Raw genomic sequence first — 21,800 nt, 5'->3', positions numbered from 1 at the left:
GGGGGCTGCGGGAGCCACTAGAGCGGAGAGGGATGCTAGTGGCGCGCTCCCGTGAGCGCCTTGAGTATGAGATTGACGACTATATGGTGATCGAGCGTGACGGCATGGTGATTGGCTGCGCCGCGCTACACGTATTCTCCGACACCAGCATTGCTGAATTGGCCTGCGTGGCGGTTCACGACAGCTACCGCGGCGGCGAGCGTGGCGAGCGCTTGGTGGAGGCCATGGAGCGCCGCGCCCGCCAGCGAGGCTTAACTGAATTGTTCGTGCTGACGACCCACACCGTCCACTGGTTTGTGGAGCGCGGCTTTCGTTCCGCCAGCCTGGAAGACTTGCCCCCGCTAAAACGCGAAACCTACAACCACGCCCGTAAATCGAAGGTGCTGGTCAAGCAACTGGCGTGACTCGTTTAGTGGGCCATGGTGCGATAGACGTTGAGCGCCCCAGCAAAGCCTTCACGTAAATCAGCGATCTCTTCAGGCTAGTCGGCGTCGGAAATGGGCGGGCAGGGAGACGGTGTCATGGAAGTTGTCATGGCTTAGCTCCAGCCAGATCGTTATTTGAAATAGCTGTTTGAGATAGCTGTTTTATCACTCTGCGATGGCCGCGTCGATGGACTCGGCAATACGCTCAATAATCAGATCTATTTCGCTAGCCTCAATGATATAAGGCGGTGCCAGCAAGATATGGTCACCGTTAATGCCATCAATGGTGCCGCCCATTGGGTAGCTGACCAGGCCCCGCGCCATGGCCTGGCGCTTGATCTTGGCGTGAAGTTTGCGGGCCGGGTCGAAAGGCACTTTGCTCTCTCTGTCCGCCACGATCTCGATACCGCGAAACAGGCCCCTGCCGCGGATGTCGCCCACATAAGGGAATGCGCCGAGCGCTGCTTCAAGGCCGCTTTGCAGTCTCGCCCCCATGGCATTAACGTTCGCCAGCGTTTCCGGCCGTGCGATGATCTCAACCACTTTGTTGGCGGCCGCGGCGGCGACAGGGTGACCAAGGTAGGTATGGCCATGCTGAAACAGCCCAGAGCCATTGGCGAAGCTGGCATAGATACTAGCCGATAGCATCACCGCGCCGATGGGCTGATAGCCACCCCCCAGCCCTTTGGCGATGGTAACGATATCCGGCGTTACCCCATCTTGCTCGCAAGCAAAGACGGTGCCGGTTCTGCCCATGCCACACATCACTTCGTCGAGGATTAGCAGCACGCCATATTTATCGCAAATAGCCCGCACGCGTTTAAAGTAATCCGCCTCAGAGGCGACCGCCCCTAAGGTAGCCCCGACGACGGGCTCGGCAACAAAGGCCATAACCTCGTCAGGGCCCAGTTCCAGAATCTTTGCCTCAAGCTCATCGGCAAGCCGGGCAGCGTAGGCCTCTGGCGTCTCATCGATGCCCTTGTCGCGATAGGCATAGCAGGGCGATACGTGGTGAGTTTCGGGCAAGATGGGCTGAAACTGCTGGCGCCGCATGGCATTGCCCCCGGTTGCCAGCGCACCAATGGTGTTGCCGTGGTAGCTCTGGCGCCTGGCAATGATGTGCCGCCGCTGGGGCTGATTAATCTCGACAAAGTACTGCCGGGCCATTTTCAGCGCCGCTTCAACAGCCTCTGATCCACCCGACACCAAATAAACATAATCCAGCCCTTCAGGGGCTAAATCCACGAGTTTTTCAGCAAGTTCTTCGGCGGCATCGGTGGTGAAAAAAGAGGTATGGGCGTAACAGAGGTTGTCGATCTGTGAGCGCATGGCCGCCAGCACTTCCGGGTGGGCGTGACCGACGCTGGTAACCGCTGCACCACCTGATCCATCCAGGTAGCGCCGCCCCATGGTATCGGTGATATAGACACCTTGCGCCGAGGCTGCATGAGGCAGTGCCACGCCAATACTGCGGTGAAGAATACGCGTCATAGACTCTTTCCCTTATTATCAGGCAGTGAGAAATTCATATAACAAGGAGATTGGCACACCCATAAAGATGTTTGCAACAATAAAATCATTTTAATATAGTATGAAACATATGGATCATTGGTTTTTGCAAAGAGCCAACCGACTATTCCTTCACAGAGCCAACTGTCTTTTCTCCAAGAGCAACCGATTATGCCGCCGAGCGATCCCCTAAGAGAGCAGATTATCGCCCAGTACGATGTCATGTCCCCGCAGCTCCAGCAGGCCGCTCGTTACGTGCTTGATCATCCAGAGGAAGTGGCTCTGGTTTCCATGCGCGAGGTGGCTCGCTATGCGGCGGTGCAACCCGCCACCATGACCCGGCTTGCCAAGTTCCTGGGGTTGCCAGGGTACGATGAACTTCGGGCACAGCATGCGGCGGCGCTGCGTCAGGGCAGCGATGGCTTTGCAGCTAAAGTTCGCCAGCGGGTAGATGAAGGTAGAGAAACTGTAGCAAGCGACACCGCCACGCATATGCTTCAAGGGTTGAGTGCCCAGCTTGCTAAACTCTGCGAGCCCGATTCGCTGCGGCGGCTGGAAGCCACAGCCGATAGACTGATGTCAGCGAGAAAGATCTACGTGCTAGGTTTACGTTCCTGCCATGCCATTGCCTGGCACTTCCATTACGTGATGACCCTATTGGGAGACCGTTCGGTTCATTTAGATGGGCCTGGGGGTACCGGCGGCGATGCGCTCATTCGCGCTACTTCTGAGGATGTCATGCTGGTCATCTCTATCAAACCCTATGCACGAGATGCCCTGGAAGTTGCCCAATTGGCAAAAGAGAAAGGGGTGGGCATTGTTTCTATTACTGATAGCGAAGTGTCGCCGCTGGTAGCGATGTCAGCGCAGACGATCCTTTGCCCCACGGAAAGCGATAGCTTCTTCCATACACTAACACCCGCATTAGCTATTTCCGAAGTACTGTGCAGCTTATTGGCGGAATTTGACCGGCCTAAAACGCTAGAAGCCTTGCAGCAAGTGGATGAACACCTCTCACATCTCAATACCTATTCGACCGCTATTCCCAGGCGGCAATGAGAAGCGAGGCCAGTCAGTCATATTGACCGGGGTAGATAATTGCTTAAGCCATCCAGCATTTAGTCATTTTTTGGCAGTTTTGTTTAATACGCCGAGACAGGCGCTCTAACAAAACCTGCTCCGTGCCTGGGGTTGCGATCTCTTGCAGGGCGTGTATCGCAGAGGGCAAAACGCGCTCCTAAGTCCATGAAATAAGCAGGTTTAAATCCCAACGCCAGGGCGAGAGACATGAGGTGGTAATAATAGTGTCGCCCTTGCTGAGATGGGGCAGGGCAGCTTTGGTGAGATAGGTTTGCACAGAAATTGCTTGCACAGAAAATATCGGCATAAGCTGTGGCATAAAAACCGATGGATGCTGATTGAGGCATTCGACGTGCCCCCGCTCCTCGGGCCAACGTCACCCTTCAACGTAGACCAAGCGCGTAGAAACAAGCAAACCTAACGTCGATGAATATATTGTCGATAACTTTTCGGGTATTTAAGTCTGTTTTCTATAATCAATGTTATTTAACAGGCTTTAAAATCATCTTATTAACATAGGTTAATAAGATGATTGATTATTGAAAAAATAACTGGCCGCGAATTGACAATAAAATAATGACCGCTATGTTTTATGTGTGGCATATCTATTAAATAAAAGGCGTAATTAGCTAAGTATTAGTGCTTGTTTTCTTTAAGTTTATAATTGCACTAGTTAATTGTTCCTAATAGATTTCCGCTGATATTGATTTTGTTTCACCACGGATGCTGACAAGTGAGACGACAAGGAGGAAGTGACAGATGATCGATCAAGGAAAGCAGCCTAACCCAGGCGCCCCCAGCCAGCAGAACCCCTCAACGGAATCGCTCAAGCAGCAAGGACGCGACACCGCCCACGAGGTAGGAGAGGCAGCCCAGCACCAAGCTGAAGGCTATTTTAACCAACAGCGTGATAATGCTGCGGAACAGTCTCATAAGCTAACCGGCGTTCTGCAAAAAATGGCCGACGAGTTTGATAACCAGCAGCAGCCCTTTTTCTCAAAACAAGCGAGAAAGTTTGCTGATACTACCGAGCGCTTCTCGGATAACTTGCGCGATAAAGACTTACGCAGCGTTTGCGATGAAGCACAAAGTTTTAGTCGCCGCGAACCTGCACTGTTTATCGGTAGCGTAATTGCCGCTGGCTTTTTGGTCTCTCGTTTTCTGCGCAGCTCTGGTCAACACAGTTCTAGCCCGACTAGCTCTAGCCAGCAAACACCAGGCGCTGATGACCACGCCAGTCGTTTAGCCAGTACCGAAGCGAGACGTTCAGCTCCAGGTAGTGAATCGCTCTAATTTGAGAGCAGGGAGGCAAATAATGGATTCGGAAAACAAACCCACGTCGCAAAGTTCATCGGTCGGGTCGCTCCTTTCAACAGTGATGCAAGAAATTAGCTCACTGGTGCGCAACGAAGCTGAGCTTGCCAAGACAGAAATGTCGGAAAAAACCCACGAGGCCATGGCGGGCATCGCTTCGATTGCCATTGCCGGTGCGGTGTTGTTAGGTGGTTTTTTAACCCTGCTCGCCGCGATGGTATTTCTGCTTAATGAAGTGCTTCCGCCCGACACCACGCCTTGGCTGTCGGCACTGATTGTGGGTGGTGTGGTGACGGTCATCGGCATCGTTATGCTCAAAGCGGGCCAAAAGAAACTGCAGGCACGCAACTTGATGCCTACCCGCACGATGAATAGTCTGCAAAGTGACAAGGCGTTTGCGCAGAAGCATCAGCACAACGTCAAGGAGGAGTTGAAATGACGGATCATGATAAACAACGCAATTCCGAAGAGATTGAGAAGGATATCAATCAGTCCCGCGAGCGCCTCGATACCACTCTGAACGAGATCGAAGAGCGGTTCTCTCCTCAGCAGCTGCTGAATACGTCCTACGAGTATCTGCGCCATGGCGGTGCCAACGAGTTCATGGCTAATTTAGGCACCACGATTAAGCAGAACCCACTGCCGTTTCTGGTTACCACGGCGGGGCTAGGCTGGATGATGCTGTCACAGCGTCAGCCTAATCGAGGCCAGCATCAGTTTGCTTCAGATACTGACCAGCGCTTCTACACCGGAGGGCAGTACTCATCGAACACGCCATCGAACACTAGTAGCGCCCCCGGTTCGGTGGGCATTCCTGTTCATGAGGGTACCCACCCCAATGCCGCTATGCATGCCCAGCCAGCTGGAGCCGGTGGAACTGAGCACTCAAGCGATGGCCAAGGCCGTATGAGCGAGATGAGCCATAAAGCCAAAGACTCAGCTCAACACCTGGGCCAGAAAGCCAAACAAACGGCGCAACAGTGGGGCGATAAGGCCCACCATCTGGGGGATAATATGCGAGATTCCACGTCTCACCTGCAGCATGGCGCTCACGACAACCTGCACACTATGGGGCAGCGCGCTCGTCAAGCAGAGAGCCAGGCCTCCGACTTTATTCAGGAGCATCCGCTGGTGGTTGGCGCGCTAGGGTTCGCGCTGGGCGCAGCCTTGGGTGGTATTTTTCCCGCCACCAAGAAAGAAGATGAATATATGGGCGAGTACCGTGACCGCGTTCTTCATAAAGCCGCGGAGACTGGGCAAGAGCAAATGGATAAAGCTCAGCACTCTATTCACGAAAAAGCCGAGTCGTATAAAGGCGAATCGCAACAGGATAAAGATACGCAGGCAAGTGGCAGTAGTTCCAGCGGCACTAACGTAAACGCGCCGCAGGACAGGGAAACGGGTCTAAAAGACTCACCAACCCCTTTTGCCGAACGTTCGGGTGATGCTGAGAAAAATCGTTCTGAGCAAAACAGCCCTGAAAGGCACAGCCCAGGCCTGGCGGGTTCGAGTACTCCCTCTGGCAACACGCAAGGGTCGGGCACTAACCGCACGCCCTAAGTCGCCTTTTGGGCTGTTACTGCCAAGGGATTGAAGAAACTAAGGCCACATACGGTAAGGAGTAAGCGATGACACAAGTTCCTGAGAACGACAAGAAAGCCCCTAAAGATCGTGACGATCACCATGATGATGCCAACCCGATGCCGGATACCCATCATGTCAACAAGGATTCCGACAGCAAGAAATCGGATGATGACCACAAAAAAGGTCACTGAATACGCATTTAAGCGTTGCTAATAGCAGTGCTGTTACGTCTAAGGCGCTACTGATGAGTAGCGCCTTTTTCATTTAGCGTTAAACCTCTACGCTAATGGAGGGCGTTGATACGGAAGTGTCACTTAGCGAGGTAGGCAGCAACTGCCCCAATGAGGAATAGAGGGCGTCAGAGGTTGATGCGGCAACCGCTCGATCAGTCTTGTCCATGGCTTCCTCAGCTTTCTTTAGCTCACGGTGGGCTTCTTTATCCTCTTCGTTCAGCCTAACCTTAAGTGCGTTAATGACTTCACGTAGCTCTTTTTGCGCGTCAGTCAGTACGCCGCGTAGTGCGTGTTCACTAGCGCTGGAACCATCGGATTTTGAGCGGTTGTCTTCATTCTGAATGAGGGTGGGTAGGCTAGGTAATAAACCCAGCTCGGGAGATTCATCGCCTTCAGACTCGCCCGCTGCTTTCTCGGCCTCTTGTTCAGCAGCCCTCTTTGCATCTTCCTCTGCTGTTTTCGCACCGGCTTCGGCTTGCTGCGCGTCACTCGAAATATTTGCCTGGGCGCTCTCATCACTACCCGCCTGTGCCGCGGCTGAGCCGGCCCCGCTGGATTGAGCCACTGCCGGTTGAGCTGCTGGCGTTGAAACCATTGACGGGATAGCGGACATGCCAGCACCACCGCCACCTTGGCTATTCAATAGCTTCGCCGCACCGGCAAGCTCACGAGCGATGCTCTTGAGCTCCTTGGCCATATTTTTAAGCTGCTCAGGCGAGGCAAAGGCCATCATCGCTTTGAGCATTTCAAGCCGCTGGCGTAAGAAGCCCACTTTATCAGTGGCCTGCTGCTGGGAAGCTTCCTTTGGTGTAGGAAGCGCCGCCAAACTCTCCAGCGCTTCCTGCTGCTTTTTCAGACGCTTTGTGAACGGGTCGTCTTCAGCAGGCGCAGAGGCCGGTTCGCTCTTTTGCTGGTTGATACGGGTAGATGCTAAATACTGCGGCTTGTCTTGGCGTTGACCAATCAGTGTGAATGTAGAAAATCCTATCTTCATGATGGCTTCCTCAGCTTATTACTATCACTATCGGCCATTTAGCCTAGGTCTTTAAACCCCGGACTTTAGACGCCGCTTAACCTCCACGCTTAGCCTGCCTTCACCTAGCTTTAATTTAAGCTTCTGGCCGGGCTGGGTATCTTCCGCACGACGAATGATTTGTCCCTGCTCATCCTGGGCAATCGCATAGCCCCGCCCCAGCACCGCCAGCGGGCTGACCGCATTTAGCTCCCGCGCTGCGGCTTTCAAGCGTGCCTGTCGGCTCTCTAGATGGCGCTGCATGGCAGAAGCCAAGCGGCGCTGTAACTGGTTCACGCGTTCACTTTCCGCGCGATGCAACCGCCCCATATCCTGGCTGGCCAAGCGCCTGTTCAGCTGCGTTACCTGGGCTTTTTGCTGGGTGAAGGTTTGCTGCATGGCACGATTCAAGCGCTGGTCGAGAGCGGTTATGTGCTGGCGCTGACGGTTGAGCTGTTCGCCGGGGTGGCGCAGCTTGGCACGCAGGGTATCCAGCCGTTGGCTGTCGCGCTCTAGGCGCGCCTGCATGGCCCGCTGCAAGCGGCTGTGCTGATGCTTAAACTGGCGCTTAAGGGTGGTTTGATCCGGCACCAGCCGTTCGGCGGCGGCTGAAGGCGTGGGCGCGCGCGCATCGGCGGCAAAATCCGCCAGGGTGATATCCACCTCGTGGCCCACCGCCGACATCACCGGCAGCCGGGAGTGGAAAATCGCTCGTGCCAGATGCTCATTATTAAACGCCCACAAGTCTTCCAGGCTCCCGCCGCCGCGGGTAATCAGGATTACGTCCCGCTCGGGGTCTAGCCGTGCCTGACGATTGAGCAATGCCAGCGCTGAGATCATCGCCGGTGCTGCCTCAGCGCCCTGCACCGGCACTGGAATCAGCGTCACATCCGCCAGCGGCCAGCGGGCTTCCAGCACCGCCAGCACATCACGAATCGCGGCGCCGGTAGCGGAGCTTAAAATCAGCAGCTTACGGGGCGGGAAGGGCAGCGGCCGAGCGTTGGCAAACACGCCTTCGCCATCCAGCTGCGCTTTTAAGCGCTCAAACGCCGCCAACAGTTCACCCAGGCCCGCAGCCTGAACGGCCTCGGCAATTAGCTGGTAATCACCGCGTGGCTCAAACAGCGACACCCGCCCGCGCAGCTTGACCTGATCGCCATCGCGCATCGGCGCTGAAACAAACCGCGCCCGCTGACGAAACAGCGCGCAGCGGATCTGCGCCCGGTCATCCTTCAGCGTGAAATAAACATGCCCGGACGCAGGGCGGGAAACGTTGGAAAGCTCGCCCTCCACCCACACCTCGCCCACATCGCGCTCAAGGGTTTGCTTGGCGCGCTGGTTCAACTGGCTGACGGTGAGGGCTTTTGCGGTTTCTTGCATAAAAATGCCTTGTTCAAGATAGTCGGGCCGTGTCTGTAAATAGCGGGCTTTCGTTAATAAATAGGCAGCTCATTAAGCCTAACAGCATACGTCATTAGCAATTGTTGTAAGCACAACAGCGTGACTGCATTGCTGGGATGGCCCTCAAAACGCTATAATAGGCGATTAACCCTTCACGCCCCACTTCCTCTCAATCAGGGTGTTGCCGCTATGCTACGTATGGCCCAAGAAGCACTAACGTTCGATGACGTACTCCTCGTTCCCGGCTTCTCCGATGTCCTTCCCAAGGATGTCAGCCTCAAAACCCGACTGACCCGCAATCTCTCGCTCAACATTCCGCTACTCTCCGCCGCGATGGACACCGTTACCGAAGCGCGTCTAGCGATTGCGATGGCCCAGGAAGGCGGCATCGGCATTATCCATAAGAGCATGGCCATGACCCAGCAAGCCGCCGAGGTTCGCAAGGTCAAAAAGCACGAAAGCGTGATCGTCAAAGACCCGGTTACCGTTAGCCCCAAAGCCAAGCTCGAAGATCTGCTCGCCATGGCGCGTGAATACGGCTTCTCCGGCTTCCCGGTGGTGGAAGGCGAAACGCTGGTGGGTATCGTGACCGAGCGCGACATGCGCTTCCAGCCCAACCACGGCGACAGCGTAGCGGACATCATGACCCCCCGCGAGCGACTGATTACCGTTAAGGAAGGCACCGATCTTGAAACCAGCAAAGCCAAGATGCGTGAACACCGCATCGAGAAAATGCTGATTGTCGATGACGAGTTCCACCTGCGCGGCTTGGTCACCTTTCAGGATATCGAAAAAGCCCGCACCTACCCGATGGCCGCTAAAGACAGCGACGGCCGTTTGTTGGTCGGCGCGGCAGTCGGCACCGGCCCGGAAACCCCTGACCGTGTTGCGGCGCTGGCCGAAGCCGGTGTAGACGTGATTATCGTCGATACCGCCCACGGCCACTCCAAAGGCGTTATCGACCGCGTACGTTGGATCAAAGAGAATTTCCCGGCCATTCAAGTCATTGGCGGCAACATTGCCACCGCCGGTGCGGCCCGAGCGCTGGCCGAAGCGGGTGCGGATGCCGTTAAAGTCGGTATCGGCCCTGGCTCGATCTGCACCACGCGCATCGTGGCAGGCGTTGGCGTACCGCAAATCACCGCGGTTTCCAACGTGGCCGAAGCGCTCAAAGAGTACGACATTCCGCTGATTGCCGACGGCGGCATTCGCTTCTCCGGCGACTTGGCCAAAGCAATTGCCGCCGGCGCCAGCGCCGTGATGGTCGGTGGCCTGCTGGCCGGTACCGAAGAAGCGCCGGGTGAAGTCGAGCTTTACCAGGGCCGTACCTACAAAGCCTACCGCGGTATGGGCTCCATGGGTGCCATGTCGCAAAACCAAGGCAGCGCCGACCGCTACTTCCAGGATAAGAGCGAAGGTGCCGAGAAGCTGGTGCCGGAAGGCATCGAAGGCCGCGTTCCCTATAAAGGCATGATGGGCGCCATCGTCCACCAGTTGATGGGCGGGCTGCGCGCCTCCATGGGCTACACCGGCTGCCGCGATATTCAGGAAATGCGCACCAAGCCCGAGTTCGTACAAATTACCAGCGCTGGCTTTAACGAATCCCACGTTCACAACGTGCAGATCACCAAGGAAGCGCCCAACTATCGGGTGAGCTAACCAGCGTATTTAGTTAAAACGGCGGCGGGCATTACAGCTCGCCGCTTGCTTTTTGGCCTTACCAGCGGCACCCACACCGCTTAACCGAGACCCCGCCATGAGTGACATTCACGCCCACAAGATTCTGATTCTCGACTTCGGCTCACAGTACACCCAGCTAATCGCCCGCCGCGTTCGCGAGATTGGCGTCTTCTCCGAAGTGCGCGCCTTCGATATCAGCGAAGAAGAGATCCGCGAGTACAACCCCAACGGCATTATCCTCGCCGGTGGGCCGGAATCCGTGACCGAACTGGACTCCCCGCGGGCGCCCCAGTGCGTGTTTGAAATGGGCCTGCCGGTATTTGGTATCTGCTACGGCATGCAGACCATGGCCGAGCAGCTGGGCGGTAAAGTGGAAGGCTCCAAGCAGAGCGAGTTCGGTTACGCGCAGATCCAAATCGACGTCGATAACGCGCTGTTCAATGGCATTAAAGACCACCTAGACACCGCTTCCGGCAAGGCCCTGCTGGACGTATGGATGAGCCACGGCGACAAGGTGGCCCAAGCGCCGGATACCTTCACCGTGACCGCTTCCACCCCCAGCTGCCCGATTGCCGCCATGGCGTGGGAAGAAAAGCAGTTCTATGGCGTACAGTTCCACCCGGAAGTGACCCACACGCTGCAAGGCCAGCGCATTCTTGAGCACTTCGTGCTGAATATCTGTAAAGCCGAGAAGCTCTGGACACCCGCGCAAATCATCGAAGACCAGGTACAGCGCGTGCGCGAGCAAGTCGGCGACCGCCACGTACTGCTCGGCCTCTCCGGCGGTGTGGATTCATCCGTAGTCGCGGCGCTGCTGCACAAAGCGATTGGCACCCAGCTGACCTGCGTATTCGTCGATAACGGCCTGCTGCGTAAAGCGGAAGGCGACCAGGTCATGGAAACCTTCGCCAAGCACATGGGCGTTAAGGTGATCCGCGTAGACGCCGAAGACCTGTTCCTCGGCAAGCTGAAGGGCGAGAAAGACCCGGAAGCCAAGCGCAAAATCATCGGCAACACCTTTATTGATGTGTTCGATGAAGAAGCCAGCAAGATTGAAGGCGTCGAGTTCCTGGCCCAGGGCACCATCTACCCGGACGTGATCGAATCCGCCGCTTCTAAAACCGGCAAAGCCCACGTGATCAAATCCCACCACAACGTAGGTGGCCTGCCGGAAACCATGAAGCTCAAGCTGGTCGAGCCGCTGCGCGAACTGTTTAAAGACGAAGTGCGCAAACTCGGCCTGGAACTCGGCCTGCCCTACGACATGGTCTACCGCCACCCGTTCCCCGGCCCAGGCTTGGGCGTTCGCATCCTCGGCGAAGTGAAGAAAGAGTACGCCGACATCCTCCGCGACGCCGACGCCATCTTCATCGAAGAACTACGCGCCTCTGGCTGGTACGAAAAAACCAGCCAAGCGTTCGCGGTATTCCTGCCGGTCAAATCCGTAGGCGTAGTAGGCGACGGCCGCCGTTACGAATGGGTCATCGCGCTACGCGCAGTAGAAACCATCGACTTCATGACCGCCCGTTGGGCGCACCTGCCTTATGAGCTGCTGGAGAAGGTCTCCAACCGGATTATCAATGAGTTGGCGGGGGTTTCGCGGGTGACTTATGACGTGAGCAGCAAGCCGCCTGCTACTATTGAGTGGGAGTGATCACACGTCCGGCATAGACCAGTAGCGATTGGCAATAAACGCTCCGGAAGCCCGTGTATATGCGGGCTTTTTGTGTTTTGGCGCTGGTAAATTCGGAGCGTTCTGCATAACCAAGCATGGTGTGTTTGTAGTGGCTCAATGATCCTGCACAACGATTTATAAGCTTGTAGGAGTCCTTACGCCGCGTCATTGAGTGGCTTTCTATAAAGCTAATGCGTTTCAATGAGTTGGCTTTTAAAGAGGCCGAGGTTGTAACAGAGGACATTAGATACGCGACTGATCAGTTCACAGTTCAGAGGTAGCATTAGCAATAATGATAAAAAGAACCTTTAAAGACATTCCTGATGGGAAAATTACTGAGGCTGACCAGCAGTCATTCTTGGTTGGCTTGGGCTGGGCCCGAGGCGTTACATGGGATGATTTACTGCATTCAAAACGTGTACTGATAATTTCCGAGGCGGGTGCAGGAAAAACTTACGAATGCCGTAAACAGTCGGAGCGTCTTTGGGCTGCGGGAGAGCCTGCATTCTTCGTTGAATTGGCCGCGTTGGCGACTGAAGAATTTCGCAGCCTGGTAGATGCGGATGAAGAAGCCCGGCTGGACGCTTGGCTTGCCTCACAGTCCGAGGTGGCGACATTTTTTCTGGACTCGATTGACGAGCTAAAATTGACGTTGGGGTCGTTTGAGCGTGCGCTCAAACGACTGAAGAAGTGCATCGGAAATCAGCTTCACCGGTCGCGGGTCGTCATCACGACACGGCCGATACCCTTCGACGAACAGCTGGTTCGAAATGTATTACCTGTTCCTCTGGCGCCGTCTTTAAACTCCGATGAAGAGGCATTTGCGAAGATTGCAATGCGTGAGCATCAGGAGCAACACGGCGACAGAAGCAAGAATCAATCACCCGATTGGCGGTCTGTAGCCTTAATGCCGCTGTCGGACAAACAGATCGTCGATTTTTGTCGGCACCAGGGAGTGAGCGATCCCTATCTTTTTTTTGAAGATTTACAACGTCGCAATGCTCTAGAGTTTGCGCGCAGGCCTCAGGACCTCATTGAGCTGTGCGCAGATTGGCGTGAGCACAAGCGCATTCGAACACATCGCGACCAGGTTGCCACGAATGTTCGCGTGAAGTTGCTTCCTCGCGACGACAGACCGGAACCGGCGGAATTGTCTGTCGACAAAGCAATTGAGGGAGCTAGCCGACTCGCACTTGCCGTTCAGATGACACGTCGTCTAACAATTCGTCATAGTGCAGCGTCTGACACTCTTGACGAGGAGGCCGCTCTAGATCCCGCGATCATCCTATCTGATTGGCAACCGAACGAACGAAAAGCACTGCTGGAGCGACCGCTATTTGGCTTCGCTTCTTATGGCCGAGTACGCTTCCATCATCGCTCTGTTGCCGAGTATCTTGCTGCGGAGCGGTTGATAGCTTTTCGAAGAAAAGGCATGCCGTTTCGAGCCCTCAAACGCCTTCTCTTCGCGGAGACCAAAGGTAAGACAATAGTGCGACCGTCCAAGCGACCAGTGGTGGGTTGGCTAGCCTTGCAAGAAGACGGGATATTTGAACTCTTGCGGGACAATGAGCCTGCAGTGCTTCTGGACGAAGGCGACCCAGAGTCGCTAACGCAAACACAGCGAAATCAAGCTCTTCGCGCCTACGCGAATCGTTATGGCCAAGGTGGCTGGAGAGGCCTTCAAGTGCCTCACATTCAGGTTCATCGTTTTGCATCGAAAGAGTTGGCAGATGAAATTGACAGGATTTGGCGTGGCGGAGTAGAGAGTCCGGATGTTCGAGACGTCCTCATCAGTCTTATCGAGGCGGGCCGGATAGAAGCTTGTTCCGACATCGTATTCGGTATCGCCCAGGACATTGCAGCATCCGCAGTCGAGCGCATAACATCCATTGACGCGTTAGTAGCCCTTGCTGACGAGAGGTTAAAGAGAATTGCTGCCAGCATAGCTGATGCTGATGATCTCTGGCCTGACAGAGTGTCGCGCGGTGCCGTACTACGCCTTTTCCCAAATTACATGTCGATTGAGCAGCTTTGTCGAACCCTTCGATGGATAAAGCGACAGAAGCGTAGTGCAGGCGATCTTAGCTGGCAACTTCCACGCCTGATAGAAGCATCGGCCCTTGATCTCCCTACTCTTAAGGAGCTTCGTGACGGCCTCGTCTCGTTAGTATCAGAGGGGATTAAATGGCGCAAAGAGTGGCCACATATTACGAGCGATCGGCCATATCTTAGCGGAGCACTCGCAGCAACATGTGAACGCGGCTTAGATATAAGTCAAGATGATCATTGGCTGCATGCTGGTGTAATCGCATTGCGATTACACCATCGGGATTATGGCGACGATGAGCCGATCAAGTCGCTTCGCGAACGGTTGAGCAATCTGAATGCAGAGAATAATGCACGTCTCTTCTGGGTTGAGGACGCTTTGATTCAGTCACTCTATGAAATTAAAGACCCTTGGAGACGGCTCGCAGAGATCACAATTCACGATGGTCCCGTCCAGCTAAGACCGGACCGGGATCTGCCTTGGGTGAGCGACGCGCTTTTTGACACGACCCGGGATGCGGGTGAACGCGCAATGCTCTTAGAGGCAGCCATCCGTCTGTCGCCGGATCAAGAAACATGGAAAGAGCACGTTAGAGGACTAATGCCTCTCATATTGGATGAACCTTCATTAGTGCAAAGACTTGACGACTGGCTGAAGCTATCGAAGCACGACAAAGAACATCGTCGTTGGGAAAAGAAGCAGGCTGAACGAAAGAAGCAAGAAGAGCGGCGGAAAGCCAAGAGCCGCGCTAGCTGGATTCAGTTCTGGCGAGAAGTTGCCAATCAGCCTGGAAGCGCATTTTCGACGGAGCAAAGCTGGAACACGGCGTGGAACCTGTGGCGCGCTATGAATCACGATGGTGACGACAGTCGATCGTCAGGTTGGAATCGGCGCTTCATTGAAGAGCAGTTCAATCGAGAAACAGCAGACAGGCTTCGTTGTGTGCTGATGAAAATATGGCGCGATGATCACCCGACCTTCCCCAGTGAAAGGCCCGAAGGTGAGCGCAATACATTTCTTGTACGTTGGCAACTTGGTCTGGCCGCGATCTACGCCGAAGCAGAGGCCCCCGATTGGGCAACTAAACTTAGCAATGCTGAAGCCCAATTAGCCGCTCGGTACGCTCCGATGGAACTGAACGGTTTGCCCCAATGGGTCGAGGGTCTCGGAGGCGCACATCCAAACGCTGTTGAACAGACGCTTGGAAATGAATTGTCGTGGGAACTGAACCGGCCACCAGGTGAGTATGGGCATTCGAGCCTACTTCAAGGAATTGATTATGCGCCTGAGAGAATTGCGAGGTTATTTTTACCACGACTGGAATCTTGGCTGGATGCTGGTGGGGACTACTGTATTGATGGCGTCGATAACACGACCGGGATGACCCAAAGGGTTCGGCGAGTCACGCTGGTTATATTGAAGCATGGAGACGCCACTGAATTTGGCAGACTTCGAGAACGGGCGCTCCAGAGGCTGGAGCAAAAATTGCCATTTGCGCTGCGTCTTGTTTGGCTGTCGACCTTAATGCGGGTTGATCCGCAGGTAGGTGTCGAAAAGCTGGCAGACCAGATCGAGATGGTTGAGCCATCTGAGCGATCAGAAGCTGTGAAATGGCTGGCCAACCTCTTTGGGGATCGCCAAAACGCAATTGGTCTGGGTGACGAACGATTCACGCCGCATTTACTGCTGCGTCTGCTTCGTCTGGCCTATAGCCACGTCCGAATCGAAGACGATGCGCAACACGAAGGATCCTATTCACCAGACACTCGAGACGACGCAGAACAAGCACGCAATAACATTGTAACGGCATTACTCAACGCTCAAGGCGAGAAGGGCTTGGCTGCCAAGCTCGAGATGGCCGCAGATCCTTTGTGCGCTCATTTCAAGGATCGCATTTTGGCTGTGGCAGAAGAGAATTGGGCGCAAGAGATTGATGCTGACGCATTTGATGAGGTTCAAGCGGTAGCGCTTGATCGAAGCGGGGAAGCGCCTGCCTCAACGAATGAAGCCATGTTTGCGATTATGAAGGATAGGTTGTCTGACCTTGAAGACCTTCTTCTCCTTGATACGTCACCGCGAGAGGCTTGGGCAGGAATATCAGACGAGAGGATCATGCGTCGAGAAATTGCGCGCGAACTGTGCCATGCTGCGAACTCGATCTACACTGTCGACCAGGAAGCTGTGACAGCTGACGAAAAGGAAACTGATATACGTTTGCGCTCTGCTCTTTCTAAGCATGAAGCTGTGATTGAACTAAAACTTGGTGATGGGCGCTCAGCAAAAGACTTACGAGATACAATAGAAAATCAGCTGGTTAAGAAATACATGGCAGCAGAATACAGTAAAGCTGGAGCTTTGCTGGTAACTCTTGCAAAAGACCGTCAATGGCAACATCCAGTTGAGAAACGCATGATTAAAGAGGATGAGTTGTTGTCGTTGCTGGTTGCAGAAGCCGATAGAGTCCAGAATGCCTTGGGAGGAGGTACTTATATATGTGTACATCTTCTTGATTTACGTCCTAGGTTGCCTATTGAAACCCAAACTAAGTCCTAAAAATAATCTAGCTCTGAATAAAGTGCCTGTTAATAGATTGTTGTTTTTAATTATATTTTTTACCGTGGGTTTAAGTGTTTCAGTTTTTAAGAAGTAAAGATATTTATAATATTTTATATAATTAGTGAGAGAATCATATTTAGCACCATAAGCGCGAAATAGACTGGGAAATTTCATCGACTCTGAGAATCTTGTAAGCTCTTTTGGGAACGAAGGATCAAATAGGTAGATCAATGGCGATTGAGGGAACTCCGGTAGACGAGACGGAATTAGCTACTCAGCTTTGTACACACGGTTTGATCCGTACTATTGCGGATCGGGGGAACCGGCGTCTAGAAGATAACCGTTCTGCGTTGATCGAGACTCTCGCAACCATATTGAACGCTACCGATGCGCCACCGATTGACCTCCATATCGAAGAAGCGCTGACAGAGTTGGAGGGGCCGCGCTTCTTCTTCGTCCAGCATGTTCTATGCGATCTGATACCTCTTCTGAACGTAGACCTGGATGTCCTTCTTGTCTTCATCACGCGCCTGCTCGATACAGGTGGCAACGGTCTGGATACTGGCGCCCTGAGTATCGCTTTCGGGGAATGGGCGACTAAGGACGCAGCCAGATCTTCCAAAGTCTACGAAGCAGCGCGAACCGGCGATAATCTCGCTCTGCGTCAACTATGCACGGTTCTCCAAATGAACGGTGATGTTGATGAAGGCCTCATTTTCGCGCAAGCACATCAGCAGGAGGCGAAGCTTGCAGCTATCTCGGCTCTGGGTGCCATGGAGTTGGGTGAACGCTACCATGAGGTATCCGACGCATTATTCCAAGGCGCGTCTAGCGACGATGCGGGAGTTGCACTTCGATCCCTTGAAGCGGCCTACCGAGCTGCCGCAAAGCGGAAAGTATGCGCACCAGCCAGCTTCGACGAGCGACTTGAACGGATCATTCAGACGCATAGCTCATCCGCGATTCACTTGGCGGCAGATCTCCTGTGGCGTTATCGAGAAGGCCTTACAGAGAGCGCCATAGACCTGTGTCTCTATACTGTTGCAAATGTTGATCCAGGCAATACTGGAACCATCTCGCACATCGATCATGCCTCATACCAACTTGTGAGGGATGGGCGCGCTGAACAAGTGATTCGACTACTTGCCGAGTTGCTCGATCGTTCGGAGGAGCGGATTACATTGGACGCGTTCCAGAGTACTTACCATGCGCTGACAAATGCAGGCTCTGACATGCTTGGTAATGCGATTGTATATTGGCTGCTCAATGGGGGTGTATACACTCGTAAATGCGTGGCGAATAAAGTGTGCAGCGTTGGGTACGATGGCCCACCTTTCTCAATTCCCAAGTCCTCTCTTCCAACGGGTTCATCAGACCAGCTGTTCCTTTGCCGGAAGGCTGTCGGATGGTTTTTTATCGATCCACTGGCAGCGGTTGCCATACCATTAGCGGTACTTCGCGATGGATGCCCGGATATTGCCAGTGACGTCCTCAGTCTGATCTACGACCCCCTGCTCCTGAGCTATGGTGGCAAGTTGAAGGACTATCTTGAGCGCTATGTTGAAGACGGCGGAGCGAACGGCTCTGGTATTACGGAACTGCTCGCACGAAGGGCTGCATTCAATGACGCAATGGAAGGCATTGAAAGTTTAGTCGAACTGCACCCTAGTGAAATGCAGCGCGAGACTGAGCGTGTTCAGTGGAACGAGCAGATGGAAAAGGGCATGGAGCAGGGGGAGCGTGAATCTATATTTGGGGATCTCTTCACTAAACAATACATCCTGTATGGCCGCTCGTCGCTGACACCGATTCACACCGGTGAGGGCGCCACGCGTCTCACCGAGAACGAGATGAAGTCGTTCTCGATCTCGTCTGAGTTACCTCTCCTCAATATTGTTGACCCGATCGGTCTCGATCACTTGCTTATTCATCTCAAACTTGAGCCGCGAGAACAGCGATGAAACTTGTCTTGACGCACTATCTGCGCTCGCTGCGCGAACGCGACGAACTCGACGCTATTTTGCCCGATCTTCTGGCTGAGAGTGGATTCGAAGTTCTAACACGCCCCCGCCGTGGTACGGGGCAAGCCGGTGTCGACGTCGCTGCAGTCGGACCCGATCCTGATCAAGATAATGTTAGAAGTTTGTTCCTGTTTACAATCAAGTCCGGTGATTTGACGAGAGAACATTGGGATACCGGTCAGCAGGCCGTGCGGCCGTCTCTTAACCAGATTCTGGATGACTATATCCCGAACCGCATCCCGCCCCACCTATCGGGTTTGCCCATCGTCGTTTGTGTCTGCATGGGTGGCGAGATGCGTGAGAATGTTCGAGCCCAGTGGAGTGGCTTCTGCCGGACGAACGAGAAGGCTACCGTGCACTTCGCCGAGTGGAACGGAGATCGCCTCGCGGATTTGATCCTTAGCGGCGTACTGCATGCAGAGTTAATTGAGGGTGAGAGTCGGGGGATGTTCCAGAAGGCGCTAGCGATGCTTGACCATCCCGACGTCGCATATCGGCATTTCAGCAGCTTGCTGAATGCCATCTTCGTCAAGCCTAAGAACCAGGCAGAGCGTACACGTCAACTACGTAAGGCATATCTTTGTCTCTGGATTCTTTTCGTATGGGCTCGTGATGCGGGCAATCTTGACACGGCGTACCGCGTATCTGAGCTGGTACTATTACGTAGCTGGCCGCATTGCGATATTACCCGTCTGCGTAAGGGGCCTACGCAACAGGAGCGGATGGCTCATTTCGATCAAGTCTTACAACTTCATATCATCATTGCTCATCTTCTTCTCGTCGAAAAAATTGGACCGTTCGCCGATAAGCACTATGCGCTTTCAATGGCCGTAAATTCACGCAACGCGGTCGATATTAACATTGCGCTGTTCGAGACGTTGGGGAGGTTGTCTCTACACGGACTATGGTTGGATGCAATCAGTGCCACGCGAGACAAGGTATTTGCGCAAGAAATGAGCGAAAGAGCGGACGATGTGCTCGATATAGCGATCAAAATGCTTAACGCAAACCCGGTGCTTTGCAGCCCCATCCGTGACGATTTTGCGATTGAGCTAGCCCTATTCATGCGTCTCGCAGCAGTACGTGGCCGTCTTGCCAACGTCGCCGACTATATCCGTGGCATGTCCGAACACCTTTGCAACGGCCTTATGGATCGGAAACACTACCCGATCCCGAAGACAGATTATCGAGACGTCCTCGCTCATCCTGGAGATCGCAGCGACGCATACTTTGAAGAGAATACGCGTGCGGGAATTCTGTATACCTTCGTGCTTGCTTGGCTTGAAATGATTGGAGATAAGGAACGCTCAGAGCGCTTGCGCAGCACGTTGCTCAAGTACGCTCCGCACATGACACACCAAATCTGGATTCCTGATGGCCAAACAGATGAGGTCTTCTGGGATGGTGACCGAGAACATGGCTTATCGGTACCAGGTCTGCCGCTTAACGAATCGCTTGAAGCCGTCTTTGATCTCATTAATCGCGTAATGAAGGAGCATCCGCTGCATGAACGAGTAGGTGCTGTGAGAATGGGGCTGATCCCTATTCTCCTCACGGCCTGCCGCCATTATCGCATGCCTGTGCCACCGCACGCTTGGCAAGGCCATGATCGTTCCGCACCGTAAAGTACCGCTACTGGTCAAGTAGCATCGAACTCTGGAGTACAACAGTAGTAGGGTGGCGGTTTTTGGGGTTGACTCGTTTAGAAATTCTCTCCCGCAAAATTAACCCCCCTTGGTTAAAAGCAAAGACTTCAGGTTTCGCAGCAGTTACCGATGATCAATCAAATGGTTTTTTATGGCAATATGTAGTTTGATAGCTACCGTTTTAAATTTTAAAGAATAACGATAAAATGAGAGCTAATTGGCTCAAGGCTATTGTAGGATGGTTATAAACCACCCAATGTTTGGATGGCTTTATTAGTGAAGGCTAAGTATCTTCAGAGCATTCTTCATTGCCTGTTTTATATATTGTTCTGCTGTCAACCTTAACTGCAGTTATTGACGTAAATCCATTGCTTTTGAAGTAAATGTAATCAGGAGAGGCTAGGATAAGCCTACCCTTAAGATCATAGCTTTCTAATGTGTCTGTGATCGTGACGCATACTCCGCCGCCGCTTCCGTACGATCTTAATGTGTTTCCTATTAGCCCTGAAGTTACATCTTTGAAGATGAAAGTTAAATAGAAAGTTAATGCTATTATCATAGATAATACTGTGAACTGGACTTTTGGTTTTGCATAGACCATTAAATTTATTTGTAAAACAATTGAAAATCCCATTGTTGAGATATATAGAATAAAGGGCAGTTTTAGATCACTGCTTATAATTGAAGCGTAGATTGCTATTGCCCAGAAAGAAGAAGAGATAACGATTGATAATATTAGATTTGGGATGTTTAGTTTTCTTTCGTATTTCCATGCTGCTAAAGGAAATGTTGGCATGAATAATACTGCAGAAATTGTTATTAAGGAGATTACGAGTAGGCTGAAAAAAGCCTTCATGCCAAATAATCCTTTTTCAAAAAAGTCATAAGAAAAAAAATTATTTTCCAACATATATGTTAGAAAGAAAATTATCGGTATGAGTGTAAAAAAAGTCGATGATAATAAAAAAGAAAGAACTCGCCAAAAAATATCTTTCAGTTGCTGAGGAGAGATTTCAGATGTTTTTCTCGAGATTTTGTCTAAGCTCATGCAGAATCCTAATGTTTAGTATTCTTTCGATTGGTTGCTGGTATGAAAGTTTTAATTTGAAAATATTATTCTATTTATTTAATAATTTTTTTGTTTAAATTTCAATGGTTTGTTTAGAATTCATGCGCCTGTTCAGAATAATTATTAAACAGTTTTGTCAATGTGATTTTACTATGAATACCTGATGCCTAAATCGTCAGTGGCCTTTCCTCTAGACCTGTTCTTCCGGCTCAATGAGAGACTCCACATTCTGTAGCTCTTTGAGCATGCTCAACTGTAGCAGGTGAACAAAACGGTAATATTAGTCCCAAGCAAGCTCAATGATTTGGTAACGGAACCGCCAGTGAGACATAGTCGGCGGTACCTCTTTGCATAACAGTCCTCCCGCCTCTGCCACCCTGTGCTTTTCTACTTATAACGCTTATTCACGGAGGAAACTCTCATAGGCGGCTTGATAGGATTACTGGATGACATTTCCGCATTGGCGAAGTTGTCCGCAGCATCATTGGACGATGTGAGTGCCGCCGCTGGGCGTGCGACGGCGAAGGCGGCTGGGGTGGTGGTGGATG

The 21,800-nt window shown here is 52.9% G+C and carries 15 protein-coding genes and 1 pseudogene; 12 read left to right on the top strand and 4 right to left on the bottom strand.

Annotated elements, in window-relative coordinates; all coding sequences use genetic code 11:
• Nucleotides 1-404: pseudogene (locus KUC_RS19860) on the top strand (GNAT family N-acetyltransferase); the annotation flags it as partial.
• 186 nt (nucleotides 405-590) lie between these two features.
• Here KUC_RS19860 and KUC_RS02295 read toward each other — a convergent pair.
• Nucleotides 591-1,916, bottom strand: a complete 1,326-nt coding sequence (locus KUC_RS02295) for an aspartate aminotransferase family protein (RefSeq protein ID WP_007111470.1) — start codon at nucleotides 1,914-1,916, stop codon at nucleotides 591-593.
• Nucleotides 1,917-2,105: 189 nt separating this feature from the next.
• On the opposite strand from KUC_RS02295, the gene KUC_RS02290 reads away from it, so the two are divergent.
• From KUC_RS02290 to KUC_RS19655, 5 genes are all read left to right on the top strand, one after another.
• A complete protein-coding gene (locus KUC_RS02290) occupies nucleotides 2,106-2,993 on the top strand; it encodes a MurR/RpiR family transcriptional regulator (protein ID WP_040479292.1) in 888 nt (295 codons plus the stop codon).
• Between the two features lie 780 nt (nucleotides 2,994-3,773).
• Nucleotides 3,774-4,307, top strand: a complete 534-nt coding sequence (locus tag KUC_RS02285; RefSeq protein WP_007111466.1) for a hypothetical protein — start codon at nucleotides 3,774-3,776, stop codon at nucleotides 4,305-4,307.
• Nucleotides 4,308-4,329: 22 nt separating this feature from the next.
• Nucleotides 4,330-4,767 carry a phage holin family protein gene (locus KUC_RS02280; protein ID WP_040479289.1) on the top strand — a complete coding sequence of 146 codons (438 nt, stop codon included), beginning with the start codon at nucleotides 4,330-4,332 and terminating at the stop codon, nucleotides 4,765-4,767.
• Nucleotides 4,764-5,888, top strand: a complete 1,125-nt coding sequence (locus tag KUC_RS02275) for a DUF3618 domain-containing protein (RefSeq protein ID WP_007111464.1) — start codon at nucleotides 4,764-4,766, stop codon at nucleotides 5,886-5,888. Before KUC_RS02280 ends, KUC_RS02275 begins: the two co-directional genes overlap by 4 nt.
• Nucleotides 5,889-5,956: 68 nt before the next feature.
• Nucleotides 5,957-6,103: a hypothetical protein gene (locus tag KUC_RS19655; protein ID WP_007111463.1), complete on the top strand. Its 147-nt coding sequence runs from the start codon at nucleotides 5,957-5,959 to the stop codon at nucleotides 6,101-6,103.
• A gap of 79 nt (nucleotides 6,104-6,182) precedes the next feature.
• Here KUC_RS19655 and KUC_RS02270 read toward each other — a convergent pair whose 3' ends face one another.
• Both KUC_RS02270 and xseA read right to left on the bottom strand, forming a co-directional pair.
• Nucleotides 6,183-7,139, bottom strand: a complete 957-nt coding sequence (locus tag KUC_RS02270; protein ID WP_007111462.1) for a hypothetical protein — start codon at nucleotides 7,137-7,139, stop codon at nucleotides 6,183-6,185.
• Between the two features lie 51 nt (nucleotides 7,140-7,190).
• The gene (xseA, locus tag KUC_RS02265) at nucleotides 7,191-8,537 is read right to left on the bottom strand and encodes an exodeoxyribonuclease VII large subunit (RefSeq protein ID WP_007111461.1); all 1,347 of its coding nucleotides are present in this window, start codon (nucleotides 8,535-8,537) and stop codon (nucleotides 7,191-7,193) included.
• Nucleotides 8,538-8,747: 210 nt separating this feature from the next.
• On the opposite strand from xseA, the gene guaB reads away from it, so the two are divergent.
• The 5 genes from guaB (at nucleotide 8,748) to KUC_RS02240 (ending at nucleotide 20,162) form a co-directional block, all read left to right on the top strand.
• Nucleotides 8,748-10,217 carry an IMP dehydrogenase gene (guaB, locus tag KUC_RS02260; protein ID WP_007111460.1) on the top strand — a complete coding sequence of 490 codons (1,470 nt, stop codon included), beginning with the start codon at nucleotides 8,748-8,750 and terminating at the stop codon, nucleotides 10,215-10,217.
• A gap of 97 nt (nucleotides 10,218-10,314) precedes the next feature.
• The gene (guaA, locus tag KUC_RS02255) at nucleotides 10,315-11,892 is read left to right on the top strand and encodes a glutamine-hydrolyzing GMP synthase (protein ID WP_007111459.1); all 1,578 of its coding nucleotides are present in this window, start codon (nucleotides 10,315-10,317) and stop codon (nucleotides 11,890-11,892) included.
• A gap of 313 nt (nucleotides 11,893-12,205) precedes the next feature.
• Complete coding sequence (hyoA, locus tag KUC_RS02250; protein ID WP_007111458.1) at nucleotides 12,206-16,513, top strand: NACHT domain-containing antiphage protein HyoA; 4,308 nt, start codon at nucleotides 12,206-12,208, stop codon at nucleotides 16,511-16,513.
• A 233-nt stretch (nucleotides 16,514-16,746) separates the two neighbouring features.
• Nucleotides 16,747-18,477, top strand: coding sequence for a hypothetical protein (locus KUC_RS02245; protein WP_007111456.1), 1,731 nt, complete (start codon nucleotides 16,747-16,749; stop codon nucleotides 18,475-18,477).
• On the top strand, nucleotides 18,474-20,162 hold the full coding sequence (locus KUC_RS02240; protein ID WP_007111455.1) for a hypothetical protein: 1,689 nt from the start codon (nucleotides 18,474-18,476) through the stop codon (nucleotides 20,160-20,162). The genes KUC_RS02245 and KUC_RS02240 overlap by 4 nt, the downstream gene beginning before the upstream one ends.
• Nucleotides 20,163-20,466: 304 nt before the next feature.
• Here KUC_RS02240 and KUC_RS02235 read toward each other — a convergent pair whose 3' ends face one another.
• Nucleotides 20,467-21,039: a hypothetical protein gene (locus KUC_RS02235; RefSeq protein WP_141243390.1), complete on the bottom strand. Its 573-nt coding sequence runs from the start codon at nucleotides 21,037-21,039 to the stop codon at nucleotides 20,467-20,469.
• Between the two features lie 643 nt (nucleotides 21,040-21,682).
• Between KUC_RS02235 and KUC_RS20185 the strand changes: the two genes are divergently transcribed.
• Nucleotides 21,683-21,800: DUF808 family protein (locus tag KUC_RS20185; protein WP_276324884.1), on the top strand; the 118-nt coding region annotated here is incomplete at its 3' end.

It is taken from the genome of Vreelandella boliviensis LC1 (assembly GCF_000236035.1).
GTDB classification, from domain to species: Bacteria; Pseudomonadota; Gammaproteobacteria; order Pseudomonadales; family Halomonadaceae; genus Vreelandella; species Vreelandella boliviensis.
Note: the sequence above shows the minus strand (reverse complement) of the source record. Positions and strands in the feature narration are given on the sequence as shown.

What these genes read in the sequence shown, in the direction of transcription:
- KUC_RS02295 (WP_007111470.1), bottom strand. Translation starts at nt 1,916, where the DNA reads ATGACGCGTATTCTTCACCGCAGTATTGGCGTGGCACTGCCTCATGCA.
- KUC_RS02290 (WP_040479292.1), top strand. Translation starts at nt 2,106, where the DNA reads ATGCCGCCGAGCGATCCCCTAAGAGAGCAGATTATCGCCCAGTACGAT.
- KUC_RS02285 (WP_007111466.1), top strand. Translation starts at nt 3,774, where the DNA reads ATGATCGATCAAGGAAAGCAGCCTAACCCAGGCGCCCCCAGCCAGCAG.
- KUC_RS02280 (WP_040479289.1), top strand. Translation starts at nt 4,330, where the DNA reads ATGGATTCGGAAAACAAACCCACGTCGCAAAGTTCATCGGTCGGGTCG.
- KUC_RS02275 (WP_007111464.1), top strand. Translation starts at nt 4,764, where the DNA reads ATGACGGATCATGATAAACAACGCAATTCCGAAGAGATTGAGAAGGAT.
- KUC_RS19655 (WP_007111463.1), top strand. Translation starts at nt 5,957, where the DNA reads ATGACACAAGTTCCTGAGAACGACAAGAAAGCCCCTAAAGATCGTGAC.
- KUC_RS02270 (WP_007111462.1), bottom strand. Translation starts at nt 7,139, where the DNA reads ATGAAGATAGGATTTTCTACATTCACACTGATTGGTCAACGCCAAGAC.
- xseA (WP_007111461.1), bottom strand. Translation starts at nt 8,537, where the DNA reads ATGCAAGAAACCGCAAAAGCCCTCACCGTCAGCCAGTTGAACCAGCGC.
- guaB (WP_007111460.1), top strand. Translation starts at nt 8,748, where the DNA reads ATGCTACGTATGGCCCAAGAAGCACTAACGTTCGATGACGTACTCCTC.
- guaA (WP_007111459.1), top strand. Translation starts at nt 10,315, where the DNA reads ATGAGTGACATTCACGCCCACAAGATTCTGATTCTCGACTTCGGCTCA.
- hyoA (WP_007111458.1), top strand. Translation starts at nt 12,206, where the DNA reads ATGATAAAAAGAACCTTTAAAGACATTCCTGATGGGAAAATTACTGAG.
- KUC_RS02245 (WP_007111456.1), top strand. Translation starts at nt 16,747, where the DNA reads ATGGCGATTGAGGGAACTCCGGTAGACGAGACGGAATTAGCTACTCAG.
- KUC_RS02240 (WP_007111455.1), top strand. Translation starts at nt 18,474, where the DNA reads ATGAAACTTGTCTTGACGCACTATCTGCGCTCGCTGCGCGAACGCGAC.
- KUC_RS02235 (WP_141243390.1), bottom strand. Translation starts at nt 21,039, where the DNA reads ATGAAGGCTTTTTTCAGCCTACTCGTAATCTCCTTAATAACAATTTCT.